The sequence below is a fragment of the Streptomyces sp. NPDC003016 genome (genome assembly GCF_053591455.1).
In genome coordinates this window covers 118,862-139,896 of record NZ_JBSFTV010000011.1, presented here as the reverse complement: position 1 = coordinate 139,896, position 21,035 = coordinate 118,862, and the positions used below count along the sequence as shown (strand labels likewise).

Sequence of the window (21,035 nt, the reverse complement as noted above, 5' to 3'; positions counted from 1 at the left end):
CCGTGGTCGTGATCGTGATCGTGATCGTCCATGTCCGTCACGCTAAGCCGGACGGGCCCGGACCGCACACCGGGCCGGACCGTACGCCCGGTCGCAGGAGCGGATGGGCCACGGCCCCGCGGAGGTCCTCAGGGCGCGGTGATCTTCTCCCACTCCCTGCGGTCGGGGCCCACCGTGCTCGGTACGTAGTCGGGGTGCGCCGCCAGCCAGGCCGCCACCCGCGCCCTGATCTCCGGGGCTCCGTACGCCTCGGCCGGGGACGCCGCGAGATGCCGGACCCTGGCGCGCGCCCGCATCACCTCCGGGTCCTCCTGGGCGCACTCGAAGAGCGCCGCCCGCTGCCGGGCGGGACCGGCCGTGAACTCCCTGACGGTGAAGCGTTCGCCGAGCGCGTGGTCGGTCATGACCTGGAAGTCGAACCAGGGCCTGAGGGTCCGCAGCGCCCAGGCGTAGTGCTCGGTGACGAAGTCCGGCGACCCCGGACCGGGACGCGGGCCTCGGTGCGGGCCGGGGTACGGGCCTCGGTCCGGTCCTTGGAGCGGGCCTCGGTCCGGGGCGGTCTCGTGGGCGACCCGGCGGGCCGCCCACAGGGCGAGCGACATCCCCTGCCCGAGGGTCGGGTTGGTGTGGGTGACGGCGTCCCCGACGCCGACCATGCCCGTGACGACGGGCCCCTGTTCGTCGACGAGCGTGCTCCAGCGGTTGTCCAGCCCGGCGGTCGCGAGAACCGGGGAGAGCGGCCGCGCCCCCAGCTCCAGCCACGCCTCCCCCGGCGGGAACGTGCGGGCCGCCGCCTCGAAGACGGCCGGGTCGCGCAGCGCGCCGCGCGTCGGGTCCTTGGTGTGGACGAAGAGCGTGACCGCGAACAGCCCGTTGTCGGCCGGGAAGACGGCGCAGCCGGCGAAGGTTCCGCCGGACACGGTCCAGGGCCGGGCGGGGCCGTCGAGACGCCCGCCCGGCAACCGGTACCAGCGGCAGAAGTACGCGATGCCGGTACGGTGCCGCTCCACCACCGGGGGGCGGCAGCCGGCCCCGGTCAGCCACTCCCCCGACGCGCACCGGCGCCCGCCCGCGTCGATCACCAGTTCGGCTTCGTACGCTCCCCGTTCCGTCTGTACGCCGCGGACGCGGGGCGGGGCCGCCGACGGGTCGACGAGGAGTCCGGTGACGGGCTCGCCGTAGCGCAGGGCAGCTCGCGGTTCGGCCCGCAGTGCCTCGGTGAGCGCTGTTTCGACGACGATGCGCCGGGCCTGGACCGTCACCAGGTCCTCGTCGCCGGGCCGGGCCGGGGGCCGTTCCCCGAACCAGTCCAGCTCGTGCCGTTCGCGGGCACCGAGCCGCATGACCGTGTCGTGGACGTCGGGCGCTTCGGCGCGGAGCACGGCGCGGGCGGCACCGAGCATGAGGTGGGGCTGGGCGGCCTGCGGTACGCCGGGCCGCCGCCAGCCGAAGAAGTCCTCGTCGAGGCCGGAGGCGGAGCCGCCCGGAGCGCGGGGGTCGCGCTCGAAGACCGTTACCCGGTGGCCGCGTCGGGTGGCGAAGAGTGCCGTTGCCAGTCCGCCTATCCCGCCGCCGATCACCGCGAAGTCCGCCATGCCGTCCCCCTCAGCCCAAAGTGCCCGTCGCTGGAGTCTGCCCAGTGCGGGGCGGCCCGACCCGGGCGGCGAACCCTGCGGGGCACAGCCGCTACGGCGTACGGACGTCACCGCATGCGCGGCGCCCGCGCCGGTGTGAGGGTGCAAGGGTGACCACCACCCGCGAGACCGGCCCGGCCACGGCCCCCACCCCCGCGCAGGCGTCCTCCGCGCCGCCCGTGCTCGACAGACGGCAGCGGAACATCGTCTTCGGGACGATCGTGCTCGGCATGCTGCTGGCCGCTCTGGACCAGACGATCGTCGGCACCGCCCTGCCGACGATCGTCTCGGAGCTCGGCGGCGCCGAGCACATGTCGTGGGTGGTCACGGCCTACCTCCTGGCCGAGACCGTCGCCACCGTCCTCGTCGGCAAGTTCGGCGACCTCTTCGGCCGCAAGCTGGTCTTCCAGGTCTCGGCGACCGTCTTCATCACCGGTTCGTTCCTGTGCGGCCTGTCGGCCGACATGACGCTGCTGATCGCCTGGCGCGCCCTCCAGGGCATCGGCGCCGGCGGCCTGATGGTCACCTCGATGGCGCTGATCGCCGACGTCATCCCGCTGCGCGAGCGCGGCAAGTACCAGGGCGCGATCGGCGCGGTCTTCGGCCTCGCCACCGTCGTCGGCCCGCTCCTCGGCGGCCTGTTCACCGACCATCTGACCTGGCGCTGGGCGTTCTACGTCAACGTCCCGATCGCGATCGCCGTGGTCGTCGCCGCCGCCCGCAACATCCCCTCCGTACGCTCCGCCGGCCGCCCCGTCATCGACTACCTCGGCATCGCGCTCGTCACCATCGGCGCGAGCGCGCTGATCCTGGGGACGAGCTGGGGCGGCAACGAGTACGCCTGGGGCTCGGGCGTCATCATCGGGCTCTTCGCGGGCGGGCTGATCGCGCTCGCGCTGTTCTGTTACGCCGAGACGCGCGCCGCCGAGCCGATGCTCCCGATGCGGCTGTTCTCGAATCCCGTCTTCACCGTCTGCTCGATCCTCAGCTTCGTCGTCGGCTTCGCGATGCTCGGCGCGATGATCTTCCTGCCGACGTACCTCCAGTACGTCGACGGGGACTCCGCGACGGTCTCGGGCGTGCGGACGCTCCCGATGATCGTCGGCCTGCTCATCGCGTCCGTCTTCAGCGGCAACGTCGTCAGCAGGACGGGCAGATACCGGATCTTCCCGATCGTCGGCTCACTGGTGATGGGCGTCGGCCTGTTCCTGCTGTCCCTGATGGGGACGGGGACCGGCGCCTGGCCGGAGTCGCTCTACATGTTCGTGCTCGGCGTCGGCATCGGCCTGTCCATGCAGGTCCTGACGATCGCCGTGCAGAACACCGTGGAGTACACCGACCTCGGCACGGCCACCTCCGGTGTCACCTTCTTCCGTACGCTCGGCATGTCGTTCGGCACGGCGGTCTTCGGCACCATCTACGCCAACTCGCTGCGCCCCCACCTCGCCGCGGGCATCACCGAGGCCGCCCGCGGCGGCGGGGCGGACCCCACGGCCCTGGCGCGGGCGGCGCAGAGCCCGGAGGGCCTGCACACGCTGCCGCCCGCGCAGGCGGAGCCGATCGTCCAGGCGTACGCGGACTCGCTGCACACGGTGTTCCTGTGGACGGTCCCGGTCGCGGTCGTGGGCTTCCTGGTGTCGCTGTTCCTCAAACAGGTCACGCTGCGCGACTCCGCCCGCGCGGGCTCGACCGACATGGGCGAGGGGTTCGCGTCCCCCGGTACGGGGGATTCGGCCAAGCTGCTCGAGCTGTCCGTCGGGCAGATCCTCCGGGCCAGGGGCCCCGACACGGCACGGTGGATCGTCAGCGGCTCCGACACCCGCCTCGACCTCGCGGGCGCCTGGGCGGTCATGCAGGTCACGCTGCTCACCCGGCTCGTCGGACATGCCAGCCTCGGGCTGATCGCCGCCCGCCGCAACGTCCCGCCGGAGGTCCTGCTGCCGGTCTTCGACCGGATGGTGGACGAGGGCTACCTCACCCGTGACGGCACCCTGCTCTCCCACACCCCGGCGGGCGCGCGCGAGGCCGAAGTCATCACCGAGGCGTGGGCCCGGTGGCTCGGCGACCAGCTGGAGATGGACGGCGGGCGGCCGGACGACAGGGAACTGCGGGCCGCCGTCGACGCGATCGCCAAGCGGCTGCTCGCCGAGGACCTGGCGCAGGGCGGACTCCTGCCGGCCGGCCGCCGCCGAGTGTCGTGAGGCCGGTCCGCCACCGGGTTACGCCGCTGAACCGGCCTCGGCGTCCGCCGCTTCCCGAGGGAGCGGAACCGGTGCGTCCGGCGTCTCCTGCGGAGCCGCCCGCGCCGTCCGCACCAGCCGGGCCGCGGCGAGCCAGAAGGTGGTCGGCAGGAACACCAGGTCGCCGACGATCGTGATGGCCGAGAACATCGGCAGGGCCATCAGGGCGCCGATGCCGATGTGCGTGCCGAGCATGAGGACGAGGATGCAGTACTTGAGCCGCCGGTTGAACACCAGCGCGGGGAACAGCATCTGCGAGAACACGGTGACGTACGCCATGAGGGCCGCGAAGGCGCCGTGGCCCGCGATCCAGGCCGAGAGTTCGGGCCAGGTCGAGAAGTCGTCGTACATCATCGAGTAGTAGAGGGCCGTGCCGTTGCGCCACGACTCGCCCTGGATCTTGTACATGGCCGCGGAACCGTAGACGACCATGACCTGGAGCGCGATCATCGCCATGCCGCCGTTGTGCAGGACGGTGACCAGGCGCCGGCGGAGCTCTTCCGTCTCCGCGCCCCAGAAGACCGGCTTCGGCTTCGGCGAAGCCGCGCCTGCCGCCTCCGCCCGGCGGGCGCGGCGGCGCGCGTCGAGCGACCAGTACCGGCCCGACGCGACGAAGACCAGGTAGTTGGCGAACAGCAGACTCAGCAGCGCCCAGCCGCTGTTGGCCATGGACCCGCGCAGGTAGAAGGCCACCACGAGGAACCAGAAGACCACGGCCGTGGCGCGGGTGCGCCAGCCGAGCATCAGCAGCGCGCTGGCCACGACCGCGAGCCCGTACCAGGCCCAGAAGACGAGCGCGCTGTCGGTGGCGAGGAGCGAGTACCACCAGGAGAAGGCGCCGTCCAGACCGCGCGCCTTCAGGGTCTGCTCGAAGAGGTCGGGGGTGAACGGTGAGCCCGGCCCCCACAGGCGGTCGGCGCGTACCGATTCGCGGAGCAGGTGGATCAGGTACAGGCCGCCGAGGCCGATGCGGATCGCGGCCGCGCTGTAGGGGGCGAGTGGCTGGAGGGTCAGCTGCCGGGCCCTGCCCGCGACATGGCGGCCGAGGCCGCCCGCGGAGTCCAGGCCCAGGGCGAGGGCCGCGCGTACGGTCATGAGCGGACCTTCCAGTACCCGAGGGTCTGATAGTGCGGCCGCGTCACGACGGCGCCGGCCCGGGAGCCGGGCGCCGGTATGCGGGTGCTCCTCAGGCGGAGCTGGACGGCCTGTCCCGGCTCCTCCCCCATGGCGTCGAGCCTGACCAGAACCACGTTGAGCAGATAGCGTGCCGAGCGGCCGGTGGCCGGGGCGGCGTTCTGGCGCGCCGCGTTCGTCCGGTAGTGGGACACGGCCCGGCGCAGTACGAGCTGGTCCTCGATGCTGGGGAGCAGTTCGCCCCGGTACGCCGCGTTGTCGTGCGCGGTGAGGTCGATCCACCGGCCGAACTTCCCGTCGACGTTCGCGCGCACCTCGAGGTGCTGGTTGAACTTGGAGGGTTCCGGCGCGAAGATGCTCCAGTCCTGCGGGAAGAGCGGCCGCATCCACCCGTCGACCCGTTCCCGGTAGCTCGTGGAGAGCGGGAAGTCCGTGGCGACGTGGAGCAGCAGCATGCCGGAGTGGACCAGGGCCACGAACGCGACGGAGACCGCGAACCACCGGACGATCGCGCGCCGCGACGCCCCCAGCGGCGTGCCGCCGGGTGCGAGTGGGTCGGGCGGCGGTATGGCGGACTCGGCCACGCTTGTTCTCCTCATGGTGCTCCTGCGTCGCGACGGCGCCCAGGGTATCCATCCGCCGCGTCAGATCTCTTTGGCGGGCCATTCCAGCAGCCGTGCGCCGATCACCGCGGTCTGGAGCGTGTAGCGGTGCATGGCGTCGGCCGGGTCGGATCCGGTGAGCTGGTGGATGCGGTGCAGCCGGTAGGTCAGCGCCCGTACGCTCAGGCTGAGCCGCCGGGCGGCCTCCGCCGACACGCAGCCGGCGTCGAAGTACACGCCCAGCGTCTCCAGCAGCGGCTCGGCGCCGCCGCGGGCCTGCCGGAGCGGGCCCAGCGCGCTGAGCACCAGGTCGGCCATCGCCTGGCGGTCGCGGGTGAGGACGGGGAAGACCAGCAGTTCGGCCGCGTGCAGCACGGGGCTGTCGAGGGCCATGCGGTCGGCCAGTTCGAGGGCGCTGAGGGCTTCTTCGTACGAGTGGACCACGCCGCCCGCGCCCGGGTGCGCGCGGCCGATCGCCACGCGGCCGCCGTCCGTGGCGGCGTGCGCCTGCTTGGCGAAGTGGGTGAGCACATCGGTCTGGTCCCCGGGCACGATGCAGATCAGCCGGCCGTCCTTGGTGGCGAGCAGGATGCGGCGGTCGCCGAAGCGGCCGATGAGCTCGTGGTCCACCCGGCGGGTGACGTGGTCGGTGTCCTCGTACGTCTCGGCGCCCTCGGCCACCGCGACGGCGTGGGCCTGGGAGAGCCGCAGGCCGAAGCGCTCGGCGCGGGCGGCGAGCCGGCCCAGGTCGCTGCGTCCGTGGAGGAGGTCGTCGATGAACTCGCGCCGGGCCGCCTCTTCCTGGCGTACGGCCAGCCGCTGGGCCCGCTCGTACCCCTCGGCGAAGGCGTCGACGGCCTGTTCCACGGCGGCCAGGACCCGGTCCGGCTCCGCGGACGCGCCGGGCCAGTCGGCGCGGGTGGCCGCCAGGTGGAGGCCGACGAGGGCGCGCAGGCCGTGTCCCGCTTCGGCCGCCTGCTCTCCGAGCGCGCGGCGCGAGTCCAGTTCGTCCCGCGTGAGACGGCGTCCGGTGGCGGAGACTTCCGCCAGGATCCGGGCATAGCCGTCCAGATAGTCCTCGGACATCTCGTGCTCCGTCACGCGCTTCCCCGGATTCCTGACGCTTGCCGATGCTTGCTGATGCTCCCTGACGCGCCGTTGACCACTCCTTGAGGTGGCCCCTTCGGCATGGAAAGAGCATAAAGATTGCCGGAATACGGCAATGCACCGGGAGTTGCCCGCCTGCAACGACGGACGGCCCGGAACTGCCGTACAAGGGTCGGCGGTTCCGGGGCGTCGGGCCGTATGCTGATCGGCCATGGAAGACGACACTCCGCACCGGGCCGGCGCATGGCGCCAGGGACGCGGCCCGCGGCGACGGAGGATCGGGGTGCTCGGCTGGGCCGTGCTGGTCCTGCTCGTCGTCGCGCTGTTCGTCCTGGGCCCGCGCTGACGCCGTCAGCCCGCCGACGCCGTCAGCCCGCCGACGCCGTCAGCTCGGCGACGCGTCGGCGCGTGACGCGGGCGTACGGCCGAGGAGTTCGGCCTGTCCGCGGCGGGTGGCCGCGAGGACCACGCGGGCGTCGGAGCGCAGTACGTAGCCGGGGTGCAGGTCCCCGACCAGGCGGGGCGGGCGCCCCGCGCCCCTGCCGCGGCCCGCGCCGTCGGTGTCGGTGTCGGTGTCGGCACGGTCCGCGCTCAGATCGCTGCGGCGGTCCTCGGTGGCGGTGTCCAGGGCGAGGAGGCACCACGCGCCGGATCTGAAGGCCCCGGCGACGGTACGCCCTTCGAGCTGCGGCAGGTCCGCCACCCGGACGGCGGCGAAGAGCAGCACCGTGCGCCCGGCCGGTACGGTGCCCAGGACCTGGCGGCCCATCAACGCTCCGGCGAAGGAGGGCGCGGCGAGGAGCCGGGCCCGCTCGGTGTCGTACTCCTTGCCGCCTGGCTCGCTGCCTGGCTCGGGCACAGCACTCGCCTCTCTCGTCGGTCCCGGGCTCCTCGCGTACCCGATGCGCCCGGCCGCAACAGCCCGCCGCGGCGGGGTCAGCCGGCGCGTCCGTCCCCCGGGCCGTCCCGCGGTTCACCCCGCAGCGCGTCCGCGCCGCGCCGGTCGAGTGCGACCCGTACCAGCGCCGCCGCCAGCGGGGCGAGCTCCTTCTCGCCGACGAGTCGGGACAGCTGGTCCGGGTCGGCCGGGAGGCCGAGGCGTTCCGCGCCCTGGAGGGCCTTCCCGTCCAGGTACGGCGCGACCTGGGGCCACACCGCCTGCGCTTCGCGCAGAAAGATGTCCGCACCGGCGGGCCCGATCCCCGGCACCTCCCGCAGCAGGCTCCGCAGCGCCTCCGTGTCGCCGCCGGCGGCCTCGCGCATGCGGCGCAGGTCGCCGCCGTACCTGTCGAGCACCAGCCGCGCCCCTTCACCGAGCTGGGTGGCGGTCCGTTCGTCGTAGCGGCGGTAGCCGCCCGCGCCGAGGGCGTCGACGCGCCGCTGCCACGTGGCGGCCTCCATGCGGCGCGCGTCGCGCAGCCCCGCGGCGTGGAGCGCGCGGGCGGCCGCCACGGCGGTGGAGGCCCGGATCCGGGCGCTGAGCAGGCAGGACAGGACGAGGAGGCGGTAGAGCGGCTGCGGGGTGTCGCACAGCCGGATGCCCGCCTCGGCGGCGTACGTCCGTCCGTACGCGTCGAGGAGTGCCCGCACCGTGCGCTCGTTCTGGGAACGGGCGCGGGGCCGGGTCCCGGGGGTCACGCCGGCTTGAGCGGGTCGTGTCCCAGCAGCATCAACCGGTACCGCCAGGTCTGGTCACCGGCCGTCGGCTCCAGGTCGTCGCGCCGCTGCGCGGTGACGGTGTCCACGACCTGCCGCATGACCGCGACGTCGTCGTCGGTCAGATCCGTGCGCCGCTTGCTCAGGATCGAGAGGACGTGCCGTCCCGTCCCGGTCCCTGCGCGGTCGGGCAGCGGCTCGGCGTGCTCGCCCGCGTCGCTGGTCCGGAGCCAGGAGGCCAGTTCCTGCGACGTCATGTTCACCACACGGTGGAATTCGTCCCAGAGCGCTTCGAGGTCCGGGGCGGTGAGGTCGTCCATGGGGTGCCTCCCGGGCGGTTCGGGGGTGGTCGCTGCGTAGGTCGGGCGTACGTCGGACGACGTCGGGCGGCACGATCCGGGCCGCCGCGATCCCGTCCGCAGTACCCCGCCCACCGCACCCTGAAACAGCCGGTGGGGGGAGGGACCGGCCGTCCCGGCGCGGTCTCAGCGCGTGAAGACCGCGTCCAGGTAGACCCACGCGCCCTCGTGGCGGGCGAAGCGGCTCTGCTCGTGGAGTTCGCCGGGCTCGCCCTGGTGGGTGTAGTGGGCGCGGAAGGTGACCGTTCCCGTGGTGTGGAAGGCGCTGCCCTCCGTGGTCGCCAGGATGTCCAGGCCCTGCCAGCGCGTGTCCGCGTCGAGGTCGAGGGTCCGCGGCCTGGTGCCGGGGTGCCACGAGCGCAGCAGGTACTCCGCGTCCTGGACGGCGAAGGCGCTGTAGCGGGAGCGCATGAGGAGCTCGGCGGTGGGCGCGGCGGCCGCGGCGGAGTGAAAACGTCCGCAGCACGCGCCGTAGGCGGCGGGGAGGCCGCAGGGGCAGGGCGATGCGGCGGAGAGGGGCGCGGGGAGGGACCGGCTCCGGGGGTGGCGGCTCGTGGCGCGTGCACTGCGTCGGGACATGTCCCCATTGTGCCTGGGCCCGGCGGGACCCTTCGCGGCGCTGATGCGGGGCGCCGGTCAGGGCGGGCCGGGCGAGCCCTGGTCATGCGCGGCGATCAGGTCGCGCAGCCGGTCCGGGGGCTCCGGCGGCACGTCGCGCAGCCGGTCGTCGTTCAGCCGGTCCAGCACCGGACGGACGGCGGCAGCGAACCACCCGCTCGCCCGGTGCGACGTGCCGGTCCGGACCCAGAGATCCAGGCACGGCCGAAAGCGCGCCGCCCCAGGAGGGCTTCGACAGCCGGCTCCCCGTAGGCCCGGAGGCCGTCGGCGTCCTCAGCGGTGGCGCCCGGCTCCAGTGCCGCCGACACGGAAGGGGAGTTCGAGCTCGCCGAGCGCTTCGAAGTGCGCCGTGACCACGAGCACCGCGTGCGCCGCCGCGATCCGTTCCGTACGGTCCGCCCGCTCCGCGGAGCCCAGCCGCTCGCGCAGCCCCGCCGCCAGGTCACGCCCGAGCGTGAGCACCCCGCCCCGGGCCTCGAACAGGTCGAGCACCACGCCGCTCGCCCCGCCCGTCGCCAGCGACAGCGCCCCGCCGAGCGCCCGGTCGGCCGCCGCCGGGGCGGCGCTGTCGCCGCCGAGAACCGCCACCGCGTCGCTGTACCTGGGAAGTCGTCGCGCCCGCACCGTTCCGGTCTGCCACCGGAAGCGGTCAGAGGCGTCCGGCTTCGACAATCCGCCGGAGGAAGCGCCGGGTGCGTTCCTCCTGGGGGGCGCCGAAGACCTGCTCCGGCGTGCCGCGTTCCAGCACCACTCCCCCGTCCAGGAAGCAGACCTGGTCGGCGACTTCGCGCGCGAAGCCCATCTCGTGGGTGGCGAGGACCATCGTCATGCCGTCGCCCTTGAGGTCCCGTACGACGTTGAGCACCTCGCCCACCAGCTCCGGGTCGAGCGCCGCCGTGATCTCGTCGAGCAGGAGGAGGCGCGGGCGTACGGCGAGGGCGCGCGCGATGGCGACGCGTTGCTGCTGGCCGCCGCTGAGGCGGTCGGGGTAGGCGGTGGCCTTGCCGGCGAGGCCGAGGCGGTCGAGGAGTTCGCGGGCCTGTGCCTGTGCCTCCGAGCGCGTCGTGCCGTGCACGCGTCTCGGCGCGAGGGTGATGTTGTCGAGCACCGTCATGTGCGGGAAGAGGTTGTACGCCTGGAAGACGACGCCGATGCGGCGGCGTACGGCGTCCGCGTCCGCCCTCGGGTCGGTGATGTCCTCGCCGTCGAGGAAGATCGCGCCGTCGTCGATCTCCTCCAGGAGGTTCGCGCAGCGCAGGAGCGTCGACTTGCCGGATCCGGACGCGCCGATGAGGGCGGTCACGGTGTGCGGGGCGACGCCGAGGTTCACGTCGCGCAGGACGACGCTGTCGCGCCCGAAGGTCTTGCGTACGTTCTCCAGTCGCAGAACCGGGGTGGTGGTCATGTGGTGCCTCCCTGGGCACGCCGCCGGTCCATGCGGGCCGTCACCCAGTCGGTGAAGCGCGTCATCGGAATGGTCAGCGCGACGAAGACGAGTCCGGCGACGACGTACGGCGTGTAGTTGAACTCCTTGCTGGCGATGATCTGCGCCGCGTACACGGCGTCGACGGCGCCCGCGATCGAGACGAGCCCGGTGTCCTTCTGGAGCGACACCAGGTCGTTGAGCAGCGGCGGCACCACCCGGCGCACGGCCTGGGGCAGCACCACGAAGCGCAGCGCCTGGCCGCTGGAGAGGCCGAGCGAGCGGGCCGCCGCGCGCTGGGAGGGGTGGACGGACTCGATTCCGGCCCGGAAGACCTCGGCGACGTACGCCGAGTAGGTCAGCGTGAGCGCCGCGCCGCCGAGCAGCACCGGGTCGGTGGTGACACCGGCCAGGCGCAGGGCGGGTACGCCGAAGACGACCAGCAGCAGACAGATGATCAGCGGTAGGCCGCGGAAGAAGTCGGTGTACGCCGCCGCCAGGGCGCGCAGCGGGAAGAACACCGGCCCGCGCAGGGTGCGCGCCACGGCGAGGAGCATGCCGATGACGAGGACGGCGGCGCCGCAGACGACGAGCAGCCGCAGGTTGAGCCACAGGCCGTCGATGACCTCGGGCAGCGCCTCGCGGGCGTACTCGGCGCTGAAGAAGGTCTCGCGGGTACGCGGCCAGCCCGGCGAGTGGGTGACGACGAGGAAGAGGACGGCGGCTGTGACGAGCGTGCTCGACGCCGCGACGGCGGTGGCGCGGCGGGTGCGGGCGCGCTGGTGGCGCTCGCGTGCGAGGCGCCGGGCGGAGGGGACGTACGTGTCCGGCTCCGCCTCCGCCGTCGTCACGGCCTTCTCCAGGGTCACTTGAGCACCGGAGCGTCGGCCGCGTCGGACAGCCACCGCTTCTCCAGCGCCGCGAGCGTCCCGTCCGCGCGCAGGGCGTCCACGGCGCCGGTCACGCACGGCGTGAGCTCGCTGTCCTTGTCGAGTACGAGACCGAACTGCTCGGCCGCGCCCCCGGTGCTGTTCTCCAGCCGGCCGACGATCTCCGCTTCGGGCACCTCGGCCGAGGTGATGTAGAAGGCGGTGGGGAGGTCGAGGACGATCGCTTCGACCTGGCCGTTCTTGAGGGCCGTCTTGGCGAAGTCGTTCTTCTGGAAGACGGCGGGCCGCTGCTTCGGCCTGATGACGTCGCCGATGACGTCGAGGCTCGTGGAACCGACCTGAGCGCCGAGCTTGACGTCCTCGAGGCCGGCCAGGGACGTGACCTTCGCGGCCTCGGAGGACTTGAGCGCGATGACGGCCTGGCGGACGTCGTAGTAGCCGGAGGAGAAGGAGACGGCCTTCTTGCGGCTGTCGCTGATGGAGATCTGGTTGAGGTCGAAGTCGAACTTCTTCTCGCCGGGGGCGAAGGCGGTGTTGAACGGCACGGTCTGCCAGACCACCCGGTCCTTGCCGTAGCCGAGCTTCTCCGCCACGGCGTGCGCGACGGCCGACTCGAACCCCTTGCCGTTGGCCGGGTCGTCGTCCTCGAACCACGGCGCGTACGCGGGCTTGTCGGTGCCGATCGTCAGCTTGCCGGGTACCTCGGTGGCCAGCTTGCCGGGCGCACAGCTCGCCGTGGCGCCGGGGGCGGCGGCCGGGGACTCGGGCTGCGGGGCGCAGCCGGTGACGGCCGCGACGGCCGCGGCGGTGAGGGCGACGAGCGTCGCGAACGGTGCGAGGGCGGTCGTGCGGCGACGGAGGCTGCTGGCAGGGCGCATGGCGGGAGCGTGGCAGCGGACGAGGGCGTCTGTCCACGTCATAAGGGGAAACGTCCGCATCCTGGAACGTTTCCGCACAGTGTTGCGGGGACGTGAATTCCGGCCGGTTCAGGCACCCGGTGCGAAGCGCTCGCGGTAGGCGCTGGGGGTGAGTCCGGTGCGGCGGCGGAGCTGGGTGCGCAGGTTGGCGGCCGTACCGAGGCCGCTCGCCCGGGCCACGGACTCGACGGCGGGATCGCCGCGTTCCATCAGACGGCAGGCCAGCGCGACGCGCTCGGCGGTGAGCCAGGCCAGGGGTGTGGTGCCGAGCTGGGAGCGGAACCTGCGGTGGAGCGTCGCCGGGCTGACGGCCGCGTGCGCGGCGAGGGCGGCGACGGTCAACGGCGTACCGAGCCGCTCCCTGGCCCAGTCCAGGAGCGGGCCGAGCGAGATGTCGGCGGAAGCGGTGGCGGAGGGGACCGGGTGCTCGACGAACTGGCGCTGTCCGCCGTCGCGGTGGACGGCGAAGACGAGGCGGCGGCTCACGGAGACGGCGGCCTCCACGCCGTGGTCGCGGCGTACCAGGTACAGCCCCAGGTCGAGGGCGGCGGCGCTGCCGGCGGCGGTGAGGATGTCGCCGTCGTCGACGAACAGTACGTCCGGTTCGAACCGGACGGCCGGGAAGCGCTCCCGGAACGTGCCCGCCCACTGCCAGTGCGCGGTGGCGCGGCGTCCGTCGAGTACGCCGGCCTCGGCCAGGGTGAAGGCGCCGCTGCAGAAGCCCACCAGCCGGGCCCCCCGGGCGTGCGCCCGCCGGACGGCGTCGAGCACGTCCCGGCGGCGCGGCACGCCGGTGTCCGGCCGGTTGGGCACGATCAGGGTGTCGGCGGTGTCGGCCGCCGCCAGGTCCGCGACTCCGGTGAGCGTGAAGAACCCGTCCCTCATGAGGGTGCGGGGTTCCGGGGAGCAGAGGGCGAAGTCGTAGAGGTCGCGGCCGAGTTCGGGCCTGCGCAGGCCGAAGACCTCGGTGGCGCAGCCGAGTTCGAAGGGGTTCGAGTTCTCGTCGACGATCACGACGACGCGGTGGAGGCGCGGCGGCGAGGAGGCGCGCGAGGACGCGTGCGAGGGCGTGCGCCCGGGCCCTTGCGAGGATTCTTGCGGCATGTGCGATTCCTAGCACTCACGGTGGTCCGGTGCCAGGGAGAACGATGGGGCCATGACCACGAACGAACTGATCCAGCAGCAGCCCGCCTCGCTCGCCGGCGCCCTCGGCTCCTTCGAGGCGCTGTGGAGCCCGCGCATCGTGACCCGCGTGAACGACTACGACGTACGCGTGGCCAAGGTCGCGGGCGAGCACGTCTGGCACGTGCACGAGGACACGGACGAGTTCTTCCAGGTGCTGGACGGCGAGCTGACGATCGCGCTGCGCGAAAGCGAGGGCGAGGGCGTGGAGCGGTCCGTGGTCCTGCCCACCGGCTCGGTGTACGTCGTCCGGCGCGGCACCTGGCACAAGCCGTCCTCGGCGGACGGCGCGTCGCTTCTGCTGTTCGAGCCGACGGGCACGTCCACGGTGGGCGACCGCCACGATCCCGTCCCGGCGCACGTGGACGCCACCACGGGCCACGCGCTCTGACGGAGCCCTTCTTCCGCGTTTTGGGGGCCGGAGGCGATCTTCAATAGGATCCGGCGATGATCACAAGAAAACGGCTGACGGCCGGGGCGTTCGGCCTGCTCGTCGCCCTGGCCGCCGGGCTCGTTCCGGCCGGCACCGCCGCTGCCGCCGACGAACCGGACGCACGGGACGCGCCCAAGGTCGAGCTGGTCCTCGACGTCAGCGGCTCGATGCGGGCCAGGGACATCGACGGCCGGTCCCGCATGGCCGCCGCGAAGCAGGCGTTCAACGACGTGCTGGACGCGGTGCCGGACGAGGTGCGGCTCGGCATACGCACGCTCGGCGCCGACTACCCCGGCGACGACCGCAAGACCGGCTGCAAGGACACCAGGCAGCTGTACCCGGTCGGCCCGCTGGACAGGACCGAGGCGAAGACCGCCGTCGCCACGCTCGCGCCCACCGGCTGGACGCCGATCGGCCCCGCCCTCCTCGGGGCGGCCGACGACCTGGAGGGCGGCGACGGCACCCGCAGGATCGTGCTCATCACCGACGGCGAGGACACCTGCGGCCCCCTCGACCCGTGCGAGGTCGCACGCGAGATCGCCGCGAAGGGCACCCACCTGGTCGTCGACACGCTCGGTCTGGTCCCGAACGCGAAGATCCGGCAACAGCTGACGTGCATCGCGGAGGCCACCGGCGGTACGTACACCGCCGTACAGCACACCGACGAACTGTCGGGCCGCGTCAAGCAGTTGGTGGACCGCGCCGCCGAGCCCGCCGTCACTCCCGTGGCGACCGAGGGCGCGGCCGCGTGCGCGGACGCGCCGCTGCTCCGGGCCGGCCTCTACACCGACCGCGAGAAGTTCTCCGAGCACCGCTGGTACCGGGTCGACGTACTGCCGGGACAGGAGCTGCGGGCCTCGGTCAGCATCGGCGCCGACCGCGCCGTCGACCGCGACTACGGCGTGCTCCTGCGGGCGGTGACCCGGCACGGCAGGGAGATCGTGCGCGGTGCGGAGGCGGGTGACGGCCGTACGGACGTGATCTCGACCGGGCTGCGCTATCCGAAGGCCCCGCTGGACGACGACACGGCGGAGGGCGTCAAGCCGGCGGCGGAGAGCGTGTGCCTCCAGGTCAGCAACTCCTTCTCCGCTCCCGCGTCCGTCACGACCGCACCGGGCCTGCCCGTCGAGCTGACCATCGACCTGGTGGACGGGCCCGGCGAGGCGTCGGACGTCGCGTCCTTCGGCCTCGGGCACGGCTGGTGGCTGCTCGGCGTACTCGCTCTGACCGGCCTGCTCGCCGGTCTCCTCTGGGGCTGGATCTCGCGCCGGCGCTTCGCCGTATGGAGGACCAACTGATGCGTACGACCACACGTGTGCTGGCCGGGGCCGTACTGGCGGGCGCCGCGCTCTTCGCTGCGGCCGCTCCCGTCCTCGCGGACCCGGCGCCCTCGCCGGGCACCGGCCGGGACGGGGAGGAGGCCGCGCCGACCGAGGCGGGCACCGCCTTCCGTACGGCGACGAAGATCCGGCAGGACCAGCGGGCCACCGCCGACGCGTCCACCGGTGACTACCTGTACTGGACCTTCGACGCCGACGCGGGGCGTACCGCCACCGTGAAGGCCACGGTGAAGCTGCCGGAGGCCGCCGCCCGGCACGGCGCGGTCACCTGGCAGCTCGACGTCTACGACGGACTGCGCCGGCGCCAGGCCTGTGTCCACGGCAGCCAGACCAGGACGGCACCGCAGGACGCCGCCTCGGTCGGCCTCTCCTGCACCCTGCGCACGGTCAGGGCGTGGGCGGAACCGTGGGCCAATGATCCGCTGCCGGGGAGCTACTACGTACGGCTGACGGCCGTCGGCCTGCCCCAGGAGGACCTCGGTCTGCCGGTGCACGCGGGGGTCGTGGCGACGACGGCGGACGCGGGCGGCTCGCGGGCGGTGGACGGCGCGCTGTCGGTCCCGCTGGTGCCCGGCGCGTCCGGCGCGGAGGTGGCGGAGGCCGCCGGCGAGGAGTTCTCGTCGGGGTGGTGGTCCTCGCGCTGGCTGTGGACGGTGGGCGGGGGCGTCCTCGGGGCGGCCGCGGCCATCGCCGGGTACCACGTGACGCGCGGCTCCGGCCGCCCCTCACGGGTTCCGCCGGGCGTCTGAGCGCCCGCGCGCCGCATCCGAGCCGGCGTCGGACAGCCGGCCCCGCCCCGCCTCCGCGGGACGGGGCCGGCTGCCGTACACGGGCAGGTCACTCAGGTGACAGCGGGCGCACGGTACTTGTGGTGCGGCTGTCCGGTCAGCACCCTTTCCCCATGACCACCCCCGTCCATGGTCCAGCTCCCGTCCCCGTGGCAGCCGCCCGGCCGGCCCGCTCGCGCCGAGCGCTGGTGGCGGGGTCCGTCGGCAACTTCGTCGAGTGGTACGAGTTCGGCGTCTACGGCTACTTCGCCACCATCATCGCCGCGCACTTCTTCACCCCCGAGGGCGGCAGCGACGTCGAGGGGCTCGTCAAGACGTACGCGTCCTTCGCCCTGGCCTTCTTCTTCCGCCCGGTCGGCGCCGCGGTCTTCGGGCGGGTCGGGGACAGGATCGGCCGGCGGCCCACGCTGATCCTGGTGATCTGCCTGATGACCGGGGCGACGGCGCTGATCGGCGTGTTGCCGACGTACGCCTCCATCGGCGCGGCCGCGCCGTGGCTGCTGACCCTGCTGCGGGTCCTGCAAGGGCTGTCGGCGGGCGGGGAGTTCGGCGGCGCGGTGTCGGTCATGACGGAGTTCGCGCCACCCGGGCGGCGGGGCCGGTACGGAGCGTGGCAGTCGTTCACCGTGGCGCTCGGCCTGCTCGGGGGCGCCGGAACGGCGGCGCTCCTGGCGACCGTCCTGAGCGGGTCGCAGCTGACCGGGTGGGGGTGGCGGGTGCCCTTCCTGCTGACGCTGCCGCTCGGGCTCGTCGCGCTGTGGCTGCGGCTGCGCCTGGACGAGACACCCGCCTTCGCGTCGGCGGTCGCCGAGAAGAACGTGCCCGTGCGGCCGCCGCCCGCCGGCGAGACGGCCAGGGCGATCGCGCTGGGCGCCGGGCGGCTGATGGGCTGGTCCGCGGCCGGTTACACCTTCCTGGTCGTCCTGCCCTCGTACCTCCAGAGCACGCTGGACGCGACGTTCCAGCAGGCGCTGATCGCCACCGTCCTGGCCAACCTCGGGTTCGCGGCGTCGATCCTGCCGGCGGGCACGGTCAGCGACCGGGTGGGGCGGCGGACGGTGATGCTGGCCGGGGCGCTGCTGGTCGCCGTGCTCGCGCTGCCGCTGCTGAACCTGGTGCAGGACCCGGGCGCGTCGACGTACGCGAAGGGGGCGGCGCTGTTCGGCGCGGGGGCCGCCGTCGGGCTGATGGCGGGTCCGGGGCCGGCCATGCTGGCCGAGATGTTCCCGACCACGGTGCGCTGTACGGGTCTCGGCCTGGCGTACTCGCTGTCCAATGCCGTGCTCTCGGGCTGCGCGGGGCTCATCGTCACCGAGGCCGTGAAGCGGACCGGTGACGTCGACATCCCCGCCTACTACGCGGCGGTGACCTGCGCGGTCAGCGTGCTGGCCCTGCTGACGCTGCGCGGCGACGACCACAGGCGGGCGCTGCGGTGAGCGGCGGCATGCGGGTCGTCGGTCTGATGTCCGGCACGTCCTACGACGCCATCGACGCCACCGCCGCCGACCTCGCCCTCGACGGGGACACCCTGGTGCTCACCCCGCTGGGCATGATCAGTGAGGTGTACGACGACGATCTGCGGGCGGAGCTGGCCGGGGCGCTGCCGCCCGCCGGGACCACCCTGGCCGCCGTGTGCCGGCTCGACACCCGTATCGGGCGGGCCTTCGCCGGCGCGGCGGTCCGGGCCGACCGTGAACTGTGCGACGGGCGGGCCGACCTGATCGCCTCGCACGGGCAGACCGTCTACCACTGGGCCGAGGGCGGCCGGGTGCACGGGACGCTCCAGATCGGTGAGCCCGCCTGGATCGCCGAGGCCACGGCCCGCCCCGTCGTCTCCGGCTTCCGTCCGCGCGACGTCGCCGCCGGAGGGCAGGGCGCGCCGCTGGTGAGCGTCGTCGATGTCATGTGGCTGCGCGGGCGGCCGGGAGCCCCGGTGGCGCTGAACCTCGGCGGCATCGCCAACGTCACTGTCGCCGACGGCGGTTCGGGCGAACCGCTGGCCTTCGACACCGGGCCCGCCAACGCGCTGATCGACGCGGCGGTGCGGGACCTGGCGGGCGGCGGGACGGCGTACCCCTTCGACCGGGACGGCGCCCTCGCCGCCCGGGGCAGCGTCTGTCCGCCGCTGCTGCGACGGCTGCTGGAGGAGCCGTACTACGCCGGGCCGGCGCCGAAGACGACGGGCAAGGAGCTGTTCCATCTGCCCTATCTGCGCGCCGCGCTGGCCGGTTTCGGTTCGCTGCCCGCCGAGGACGTCGTCGCGACCCTGACCCGGCTCACGGCACGGACCGTCGCCGACGCCGTCCGGCCCTTCGGGGCGACCGAGGTGATCGCGTCGGGGGGCGGCACCCGCAACCCGGTGCTGATGGCGTGGCTGCGCGAGGAGCTCGGCGGTGGCGGTGGGGCCGGCGCGGTACTGCGGACGTCGGACGAGCTCGGGCTGGTGCCGGCCGCCAAGGAGGCGTACGCCTTCGCCGTTCTGGGCTGGCTGACCGCGCACGGCCTGCCCGGCACGGTCCCTTCGTGCACCGGCGCCCGCCGCCCGAGCGTCCTCGGCTCCCTCACGCCCGGTGGGCCCGGCCTGCGCCTGCCGGAACCGGTGACGGCGGCGCCCGTGCGGCTCGCCGTCTCCCCCAGGGTCGACTCGGCGCCCTTTACGCCGTGTTGACCGCACCCGTACGCTCCCGCCACCGCGTGATCACCAGTCGTACGGCAGACGGAGGGTGCACCACCATGAGACTCCTGAACAGACCCGTGCTCCTGGCGGCGGCGGGGGCTCTCCTCGCCGCCTGCGCCGTGGGGACCACACCGTCCGCCTCCGCGACGACGGCCGCCCGGGGAGCGGCGCCGCATCCGGCGACGGCGGACGCCGAGGTGGTGCCCGTCCAGCAGACCGGCCCGGCCGAGCGGCGCTTCAACCTCGTGATCCTCGGCGACGGTTACACCGCCGGTGACATGCCCGGTTTCCGGGCCGACGTCGACAAGCACCTCAATGTGCTGTGGAGCATGGAACCGTTCGCCTCCTACCGTTCGTACGTCAACGTCTGGGCGGTGGAGGTCCCGTCCGCCGAGTCGGGCGTCGACTGCGATCCCGGCCTGGACGCGCCACGCCGTGACACCCCGCTGAACATGGGCTTCTGGGGCGGCTGCGACCCGGCCGGCGTGCAGCGGCTGGTGTCCATGGACGCGGCGGCGGCGACGGCCCTGGCCGATCTGGTCCCCGGTTCGAAGAGCTCCAACCGGCAGATCGTCGGGCTCGCCAACAGCACCACGTACGGCGGCGCGGGGGGCGCCTTCGCCACCGCGTCCGGCGGCAACGCGCTGTCCTCGCTGATCACCCCGCACGAGATCGGCCACTCGCTGGGCAAGCTCCAGGACGAGTACGACTACTACGCGCGCGGCGTCCCCGGCGGCACGCACGAGGGCGGCGAGCCGGGCTCCGCGCACCACACGCTCCTCACCGAGGAGGAGATGCGCGCCGAACGGCGGAAGTGGTGGCGCTGGCTCGGTGAGCGCAGCGACTCGGGCGGTGTCATCGGGCGCCACGAGGGCGGCGTGTACCGGACGAAGGGGGTCTGGCGGCCGAGCAGGCACTCGATGATGAAGACCCTCGGCTACGCCTTCGACCAGGTGCAGCGCGAGGTGATGACGCAGGCGATCTCCGCCAAGGTGAACCTCGTACAGGGCCACACCCCGAACGACACGGCGATCGGCGACGACCGGACGGTGTGGGTCGACACGCTGCACCCGGTCGGCGGGGAACTGGAGACGGTGTGGCGGCTGGACGGCCGGAAGGTGGGAGGCACGGGTACGCACACAGGCACGTACACGGGCACAGGCACGGCGGGGGCGCGCAGCCTCGATCTGCGGCGCCTCGGCCTTTCCGGGGGCCGCAGCCACACCCTCACGGCGACCGTCTCCGACCCGACCCCCTTCGTACGGGATCCGGAGGTCCGCGCCTCGGCGGCGCTGACGCGCACCGTCACCTGGACGGTGGACCCGTCCGTCACCACCCGGCCGTCCTCCGTCGCGCCGGAGTTCACCGGGCACACCGGCACCGCTGCCCCGGTGGGCGCCGGGTCGGTCGTGTACGCCGACACCACGCACCCCACGGGCCGCGCCCCGCGGGTGCGGTGGGCGCTGGACGGGCGCCCGGTCCCCAACCCCGGCAACGACCGCGACCTCGACCTGGGCGCGCTGGCGCTGCGCGGCGGCGGCCACACCCTGGAGGCCCGTATCGCCGGTACGGACCGGACGCTGGCCTGGACGGTCGACGCGACGCCCGCGAAGGCGGCGTACGAGCTGTCCGAGCCGCTGCGCACGGTGCGGCGGACCGGAAAGCCGGTCGAGTACGTCCACGACGGTCCGTTCACGATGAAGCTGACCGCCCGCGACGACCAGGACGGGTACGTGGTCACGCAGTTCCGGGTCGACGGCGACGGCTGGTACACCTACTTCGGCTGGCCGACCGACGCGGACGCGCCGTTCCGGTTCACGCCCGGCGGCACGGTCGTCGACGGCCTGGTCTACGGCAAGCTCGGCACGCCGCGTGCCGTGCCGTGGGACGACGCGACACCGGAGTACGGCTCGCACACGGTCGAGTACCGGACGATCGACGCGGCGGGCAACACCGGCGCGGCGAAGGCGTTCCGCGTGACGCTGGTGCCGCCGGGCCCGGGGGGCGGGCTCCACCGGGGCGGGCACTGAGCGGC

21 protein-coding genes are annotated in these 21,035 nt (G+C 73.7%); 8 read left to right on the top strand and 13 right to left on the bottom strand.

Going from position 1 to position 21,035, the window contains the following annotated elements:
* Positions 1 to 128: 128 nt before the first annotated feature.
* A complete protein-coding gene (locus ACWDZ4_RS12230; protein ID WP_451508313.1) occupies positions 129 to 1,595 on the bottom strand; it encodes an FAD-dependent oxidoreductase in 1,467 nt (488 codons plus the stop codon).
* Between the two features lie 149 nt (positions 1,596 to 1,744).
* Here ACWDZ4_RS12230 and ACWDZ4_RS12225 point away from each other — a divergent pair, with 149 nt between their 5' ends.
* Complete coding sequence (locus ACWDZ4_RS12225; RefSeq protein ID WP_451508312.1) at positions 1,745 to 3,835, top strand: MDR family MFS transporter; 2,091 nt, start codon at positions 1,745 to 1,747, stop codon at positions 3,833 to 3,835.
* A gap of 18 nt (positions 3,836 to 3,853) precedes the next feature.
* Here the strand turns inward: ACWDZ4_RS12225 and ACWDZ4_RS12220 are convergent, their stop codons facing one another.
* Genes ACWDZ4_RS12220 through ACWDZ4_RS12210 form a run of 3 tightly spaced genes read right to left on the bottom strand, consistent with a single transcriptional unit; the run spans position 3,854 to position 6,696 of the window.
* Positions 3,854 to 4,969, bottom strand: a complete 1,116-nt coding sequence (locus tag ACWDZ4_RS12220) for an HTTM domain-containing protein (RefSeq protein ID WP_451508311.1) — start codon at positions 4,967 to 4,969, stop codon at positions 3,854 to 3,856.
* Complete coding sequence (locus tag ACWDZ4_RS12215) at positions 4,966 to 5,592, bottom strand: DUF5819 family protein (RefSeq protein WP_451508310.1); 627 nt, start codon at positions 5,590 to 5,592, stop codon at positions 4,966 to 4,968. Before ACWDZ4_RS12215 ends, ACWDZ4_RS12220 begins: the two co-directional genes overlap by 4 nt.
* 60 nt (positions 5,593 to 5,652) lie before the next feature.
* Positions 5,653 to 6,696 (bottom strand): PucR family transcriptional regulator, encoded by a 1,044-nt coding sequence (locus tag ACWDZ4_RS12210; RefSeq protein WP_451508361.1) that lies wholly within the window; start codon positions 6,694 to 6,696, stop codon positions 5,653 to 5,655.
* A 232-nt stretch (positions 6,697 to 6,928) separates the two neighbouring features.
* Between ACWDZ4_RS12210 and ACWDZ4_RS12205 the strand changes: the two genes are divergently transcribed.
* Positions 6,929 to 7,063 carry a hypothetical protein gene (locus tag ACWDZ4_RS12205; protein ID WP_451508309.1) on the top strand — a complete coding sequence of 45 codons (135 nt, stop codon included), beginning with the start codon at positions 6,929 to 6,931 and terminating at the stop codon, positions 7,061 to 7,063.
* 39 nt (positions 7,064 to 7,102) lie between these two features.
* Here ACWDZ4_RS12205 and ACWDZ4_RS12200 read toward each other — a convergent pair whose 3' ends face one another.
* From ACWDZ4_RS12200 to ACWDZ4_RS12160, 9 genes are all read right to left on the bottom strand, one after another.
* Positions 7,103 to 7,576, bottom strand: coding sequence for a hypothetical protein (locus tag ACWDZ4_RS12200; protein WP_451508308.1), 474 nt, complete (start codon positions 7,574 to 7,576; stop codon positions 7,103 to 7,105).
* Between the two features lie 77 nt (positions 7,577 to 7,653).
* On the bottom strand, positions 7,654 to 8,355 hold the full coding sequence (locus ACWDZ4_RS12195) for an endonuclease (RefSeq protein ID WP_451508307.1): 702 nt from the start codon (positions 8,353 to 8,355) through the stop codon (positions 7,654 to 7,656).
* Entirely contained in the window at positions 8,352 to 8,693 is a 342-nt protein-coding gene (locus tag ACWDZ4_RS12190) for a DUF3140 domain-containing protein (protein ID WP_451508306.1), read from the bottom strand. The genes ACWDZ4_RS12195 and ACWDZ4_RS12190 overlap by 4 nt, the downstream gene beginning before the upstream one ends.
* A 165-nt stretch (positions 8,694 to 8,858) precedes the next feature.
* Entirely contained in the window at positions 8,859 to 9,311 is a 453-nt protein-coding gene (locus ACWDZ4_RS12185) for a YchJ family protein (protein WP_451508305.1), read from the bottom strand.
* A 312-nt stretch (positions 9,312 to 9,623) separates the two neighbouring features.
* On the bottom strand, positions 9,624 to 9,974 hold the full coding sequence (locus ACWDZ4_RS12180; RefSeq protein WP_451508304.1) for an NACHT N-terminal helical domain 7-containing protein: 351 nt from the start codon (positions 9,972 to 9,974) through the stop codon (positions 9,624 to 9,626).
* A 25-nt stretch (positions 9,975 to 9,999) separates the two neighbouring features.
* The gene (locus tag ACWDZ4_RS12175) at positions 10,000 to 10,755 is read right to left on the bottom strand and encodes an amino acid ABC transporter ATP-binding protein (RefSeq protein WP_451508303.1); all 756 of its coding nucleotides are present in this window, start codon (positions 10,753 to 10,755) and stop codon (positions 10,000 to 10,002) included.
* Entirely contained in the window at positions 10,752 to 11,642 is an 891-nt protein-coding gene (locus ACWDZ4_RS12170; RefSeq protein ID WP_451508302.1) for an amino acid ABC transporter permease, read from the bottom strand. Before ACWDZ4_RS12170 ends, ACWDZ4_RS12175 begins: the two co-directional genes overlap by 4 nt.
* On the bottom strand, positions 11,639 to 12,541 hold the full coding sequence (locus tag ACWDZ4_RS12165) for an ABC transporter substrate-binding protein (protein WP_451508301.1): 903 nt from the start codon (positions 12,539 to 12,541) through the stop codon (positions 11,639 to 11,641). Before ACWDZ4_RS12165 ends, ACWDZ4_RS12170 begins: the two co-directional genes overlap by 4 nt.
* A 108-nt stretch (positions 12,542 to 12,649) precedes the next feature.
* Positions 12,650 to 13,684: a GlxA family transcriptional regulator gene (locus ACWDZ4_RS12160; RefSeq protein WP_451508300.1), complete on the bottom strand. Its 1,035-nt coding sequence runs from the start codon at positions 13,682 to 13,684 to the stop codon at positions 12,650 to 12,652.
* 52 nt (positions 13,685 to 13,736) lie between these two features.
* Between ACWDZ4_RS12160 and ACWDZ4_RS12155 the strand changes: the two genes are divergently transcribed.
* The 6 genes from ACWDZ4_RS12155 to ACWDZ4_RS12130 all read left to right on the top strand — a co-directional run bounded on the left by ACWDZ4_RS12155 (position 13,737) and on the right by ACWDZ4_RS12130 (position 21,030).
* Entirely contained in the window at positions 13,737 to 14,153 is a 417-nt protein-coding gene (locus ACWDZ4_RS12155; RefSeq protein WP_451508299.1) for a cupin domain-containing protein, read from the top strand.
* 56 nt (positions 14,154 to 14,209) lie between these two features.
* A complete protein-coding gene (locus ACWDZ4_RS12150) occupies positions 14,210 to 15,493 on the top strand; it encodes a VWA domain-containing protein (protein WP_451508298.1) in 1,284 nt (427 codons plus the stop codon).
* A complete protein-coding gene (locus tag ACWDZ4_RS12145) occupies positions 15,493 to 16,284 on the top strand; it encodes a hypothetical protein (RefSeq protein WP_451508297.1) in 792 nt (263 codons plus the stop codon). Before ACWDZ4_RS12150 ends, ACWDZ4_RS12145 begins: the two co-directional genes overlap by 1 nt.
* Before the next feature lie 152 nt (positions 16,285 to 16,436).
* The gene (locus ACWDZ4_RS12140; protein ID WP_451508296.1) at positions 16,437 to 17,759 is read left to right on the top strand and encodes an MFS transporter; all 1,323 of its coding nucleotides are present in this window, start codon (positions 16,437 to 16,439) and stop codon (positions 17,757 to 17,759) included.
* 8 nt (positions 17,760 to 17,767) lie between these two features.
* Positions 17,768 to 18,991: an anhydro-N-acetylmuramic acid kinase gene (locus ACWDZ4_RS12135; RefSeq protein ID WP_451508360.1), complete on the top strand. Its 1,224-nt coding sequence runs from the start codon at positions 17,768 to 17,770 to the stop codon at positions 18,989 to 18,991.
* Between the two features lie 65 nt (positions 18,992 to 19,056).
* On the top strand, positions 19,057 to 21,030 hold the full coding sequence (locus ACWDZ4_RS12130; protein ID WP_451508295.1) for a M64 family metallopeptidase: 1,974 nt from the start codon (positions 19,057 to 19,059) through the stop codon (positions 21,028 to 21,030).
* Positions 21,031 to 21,035 lie beyond the last annotated feature (5 nt).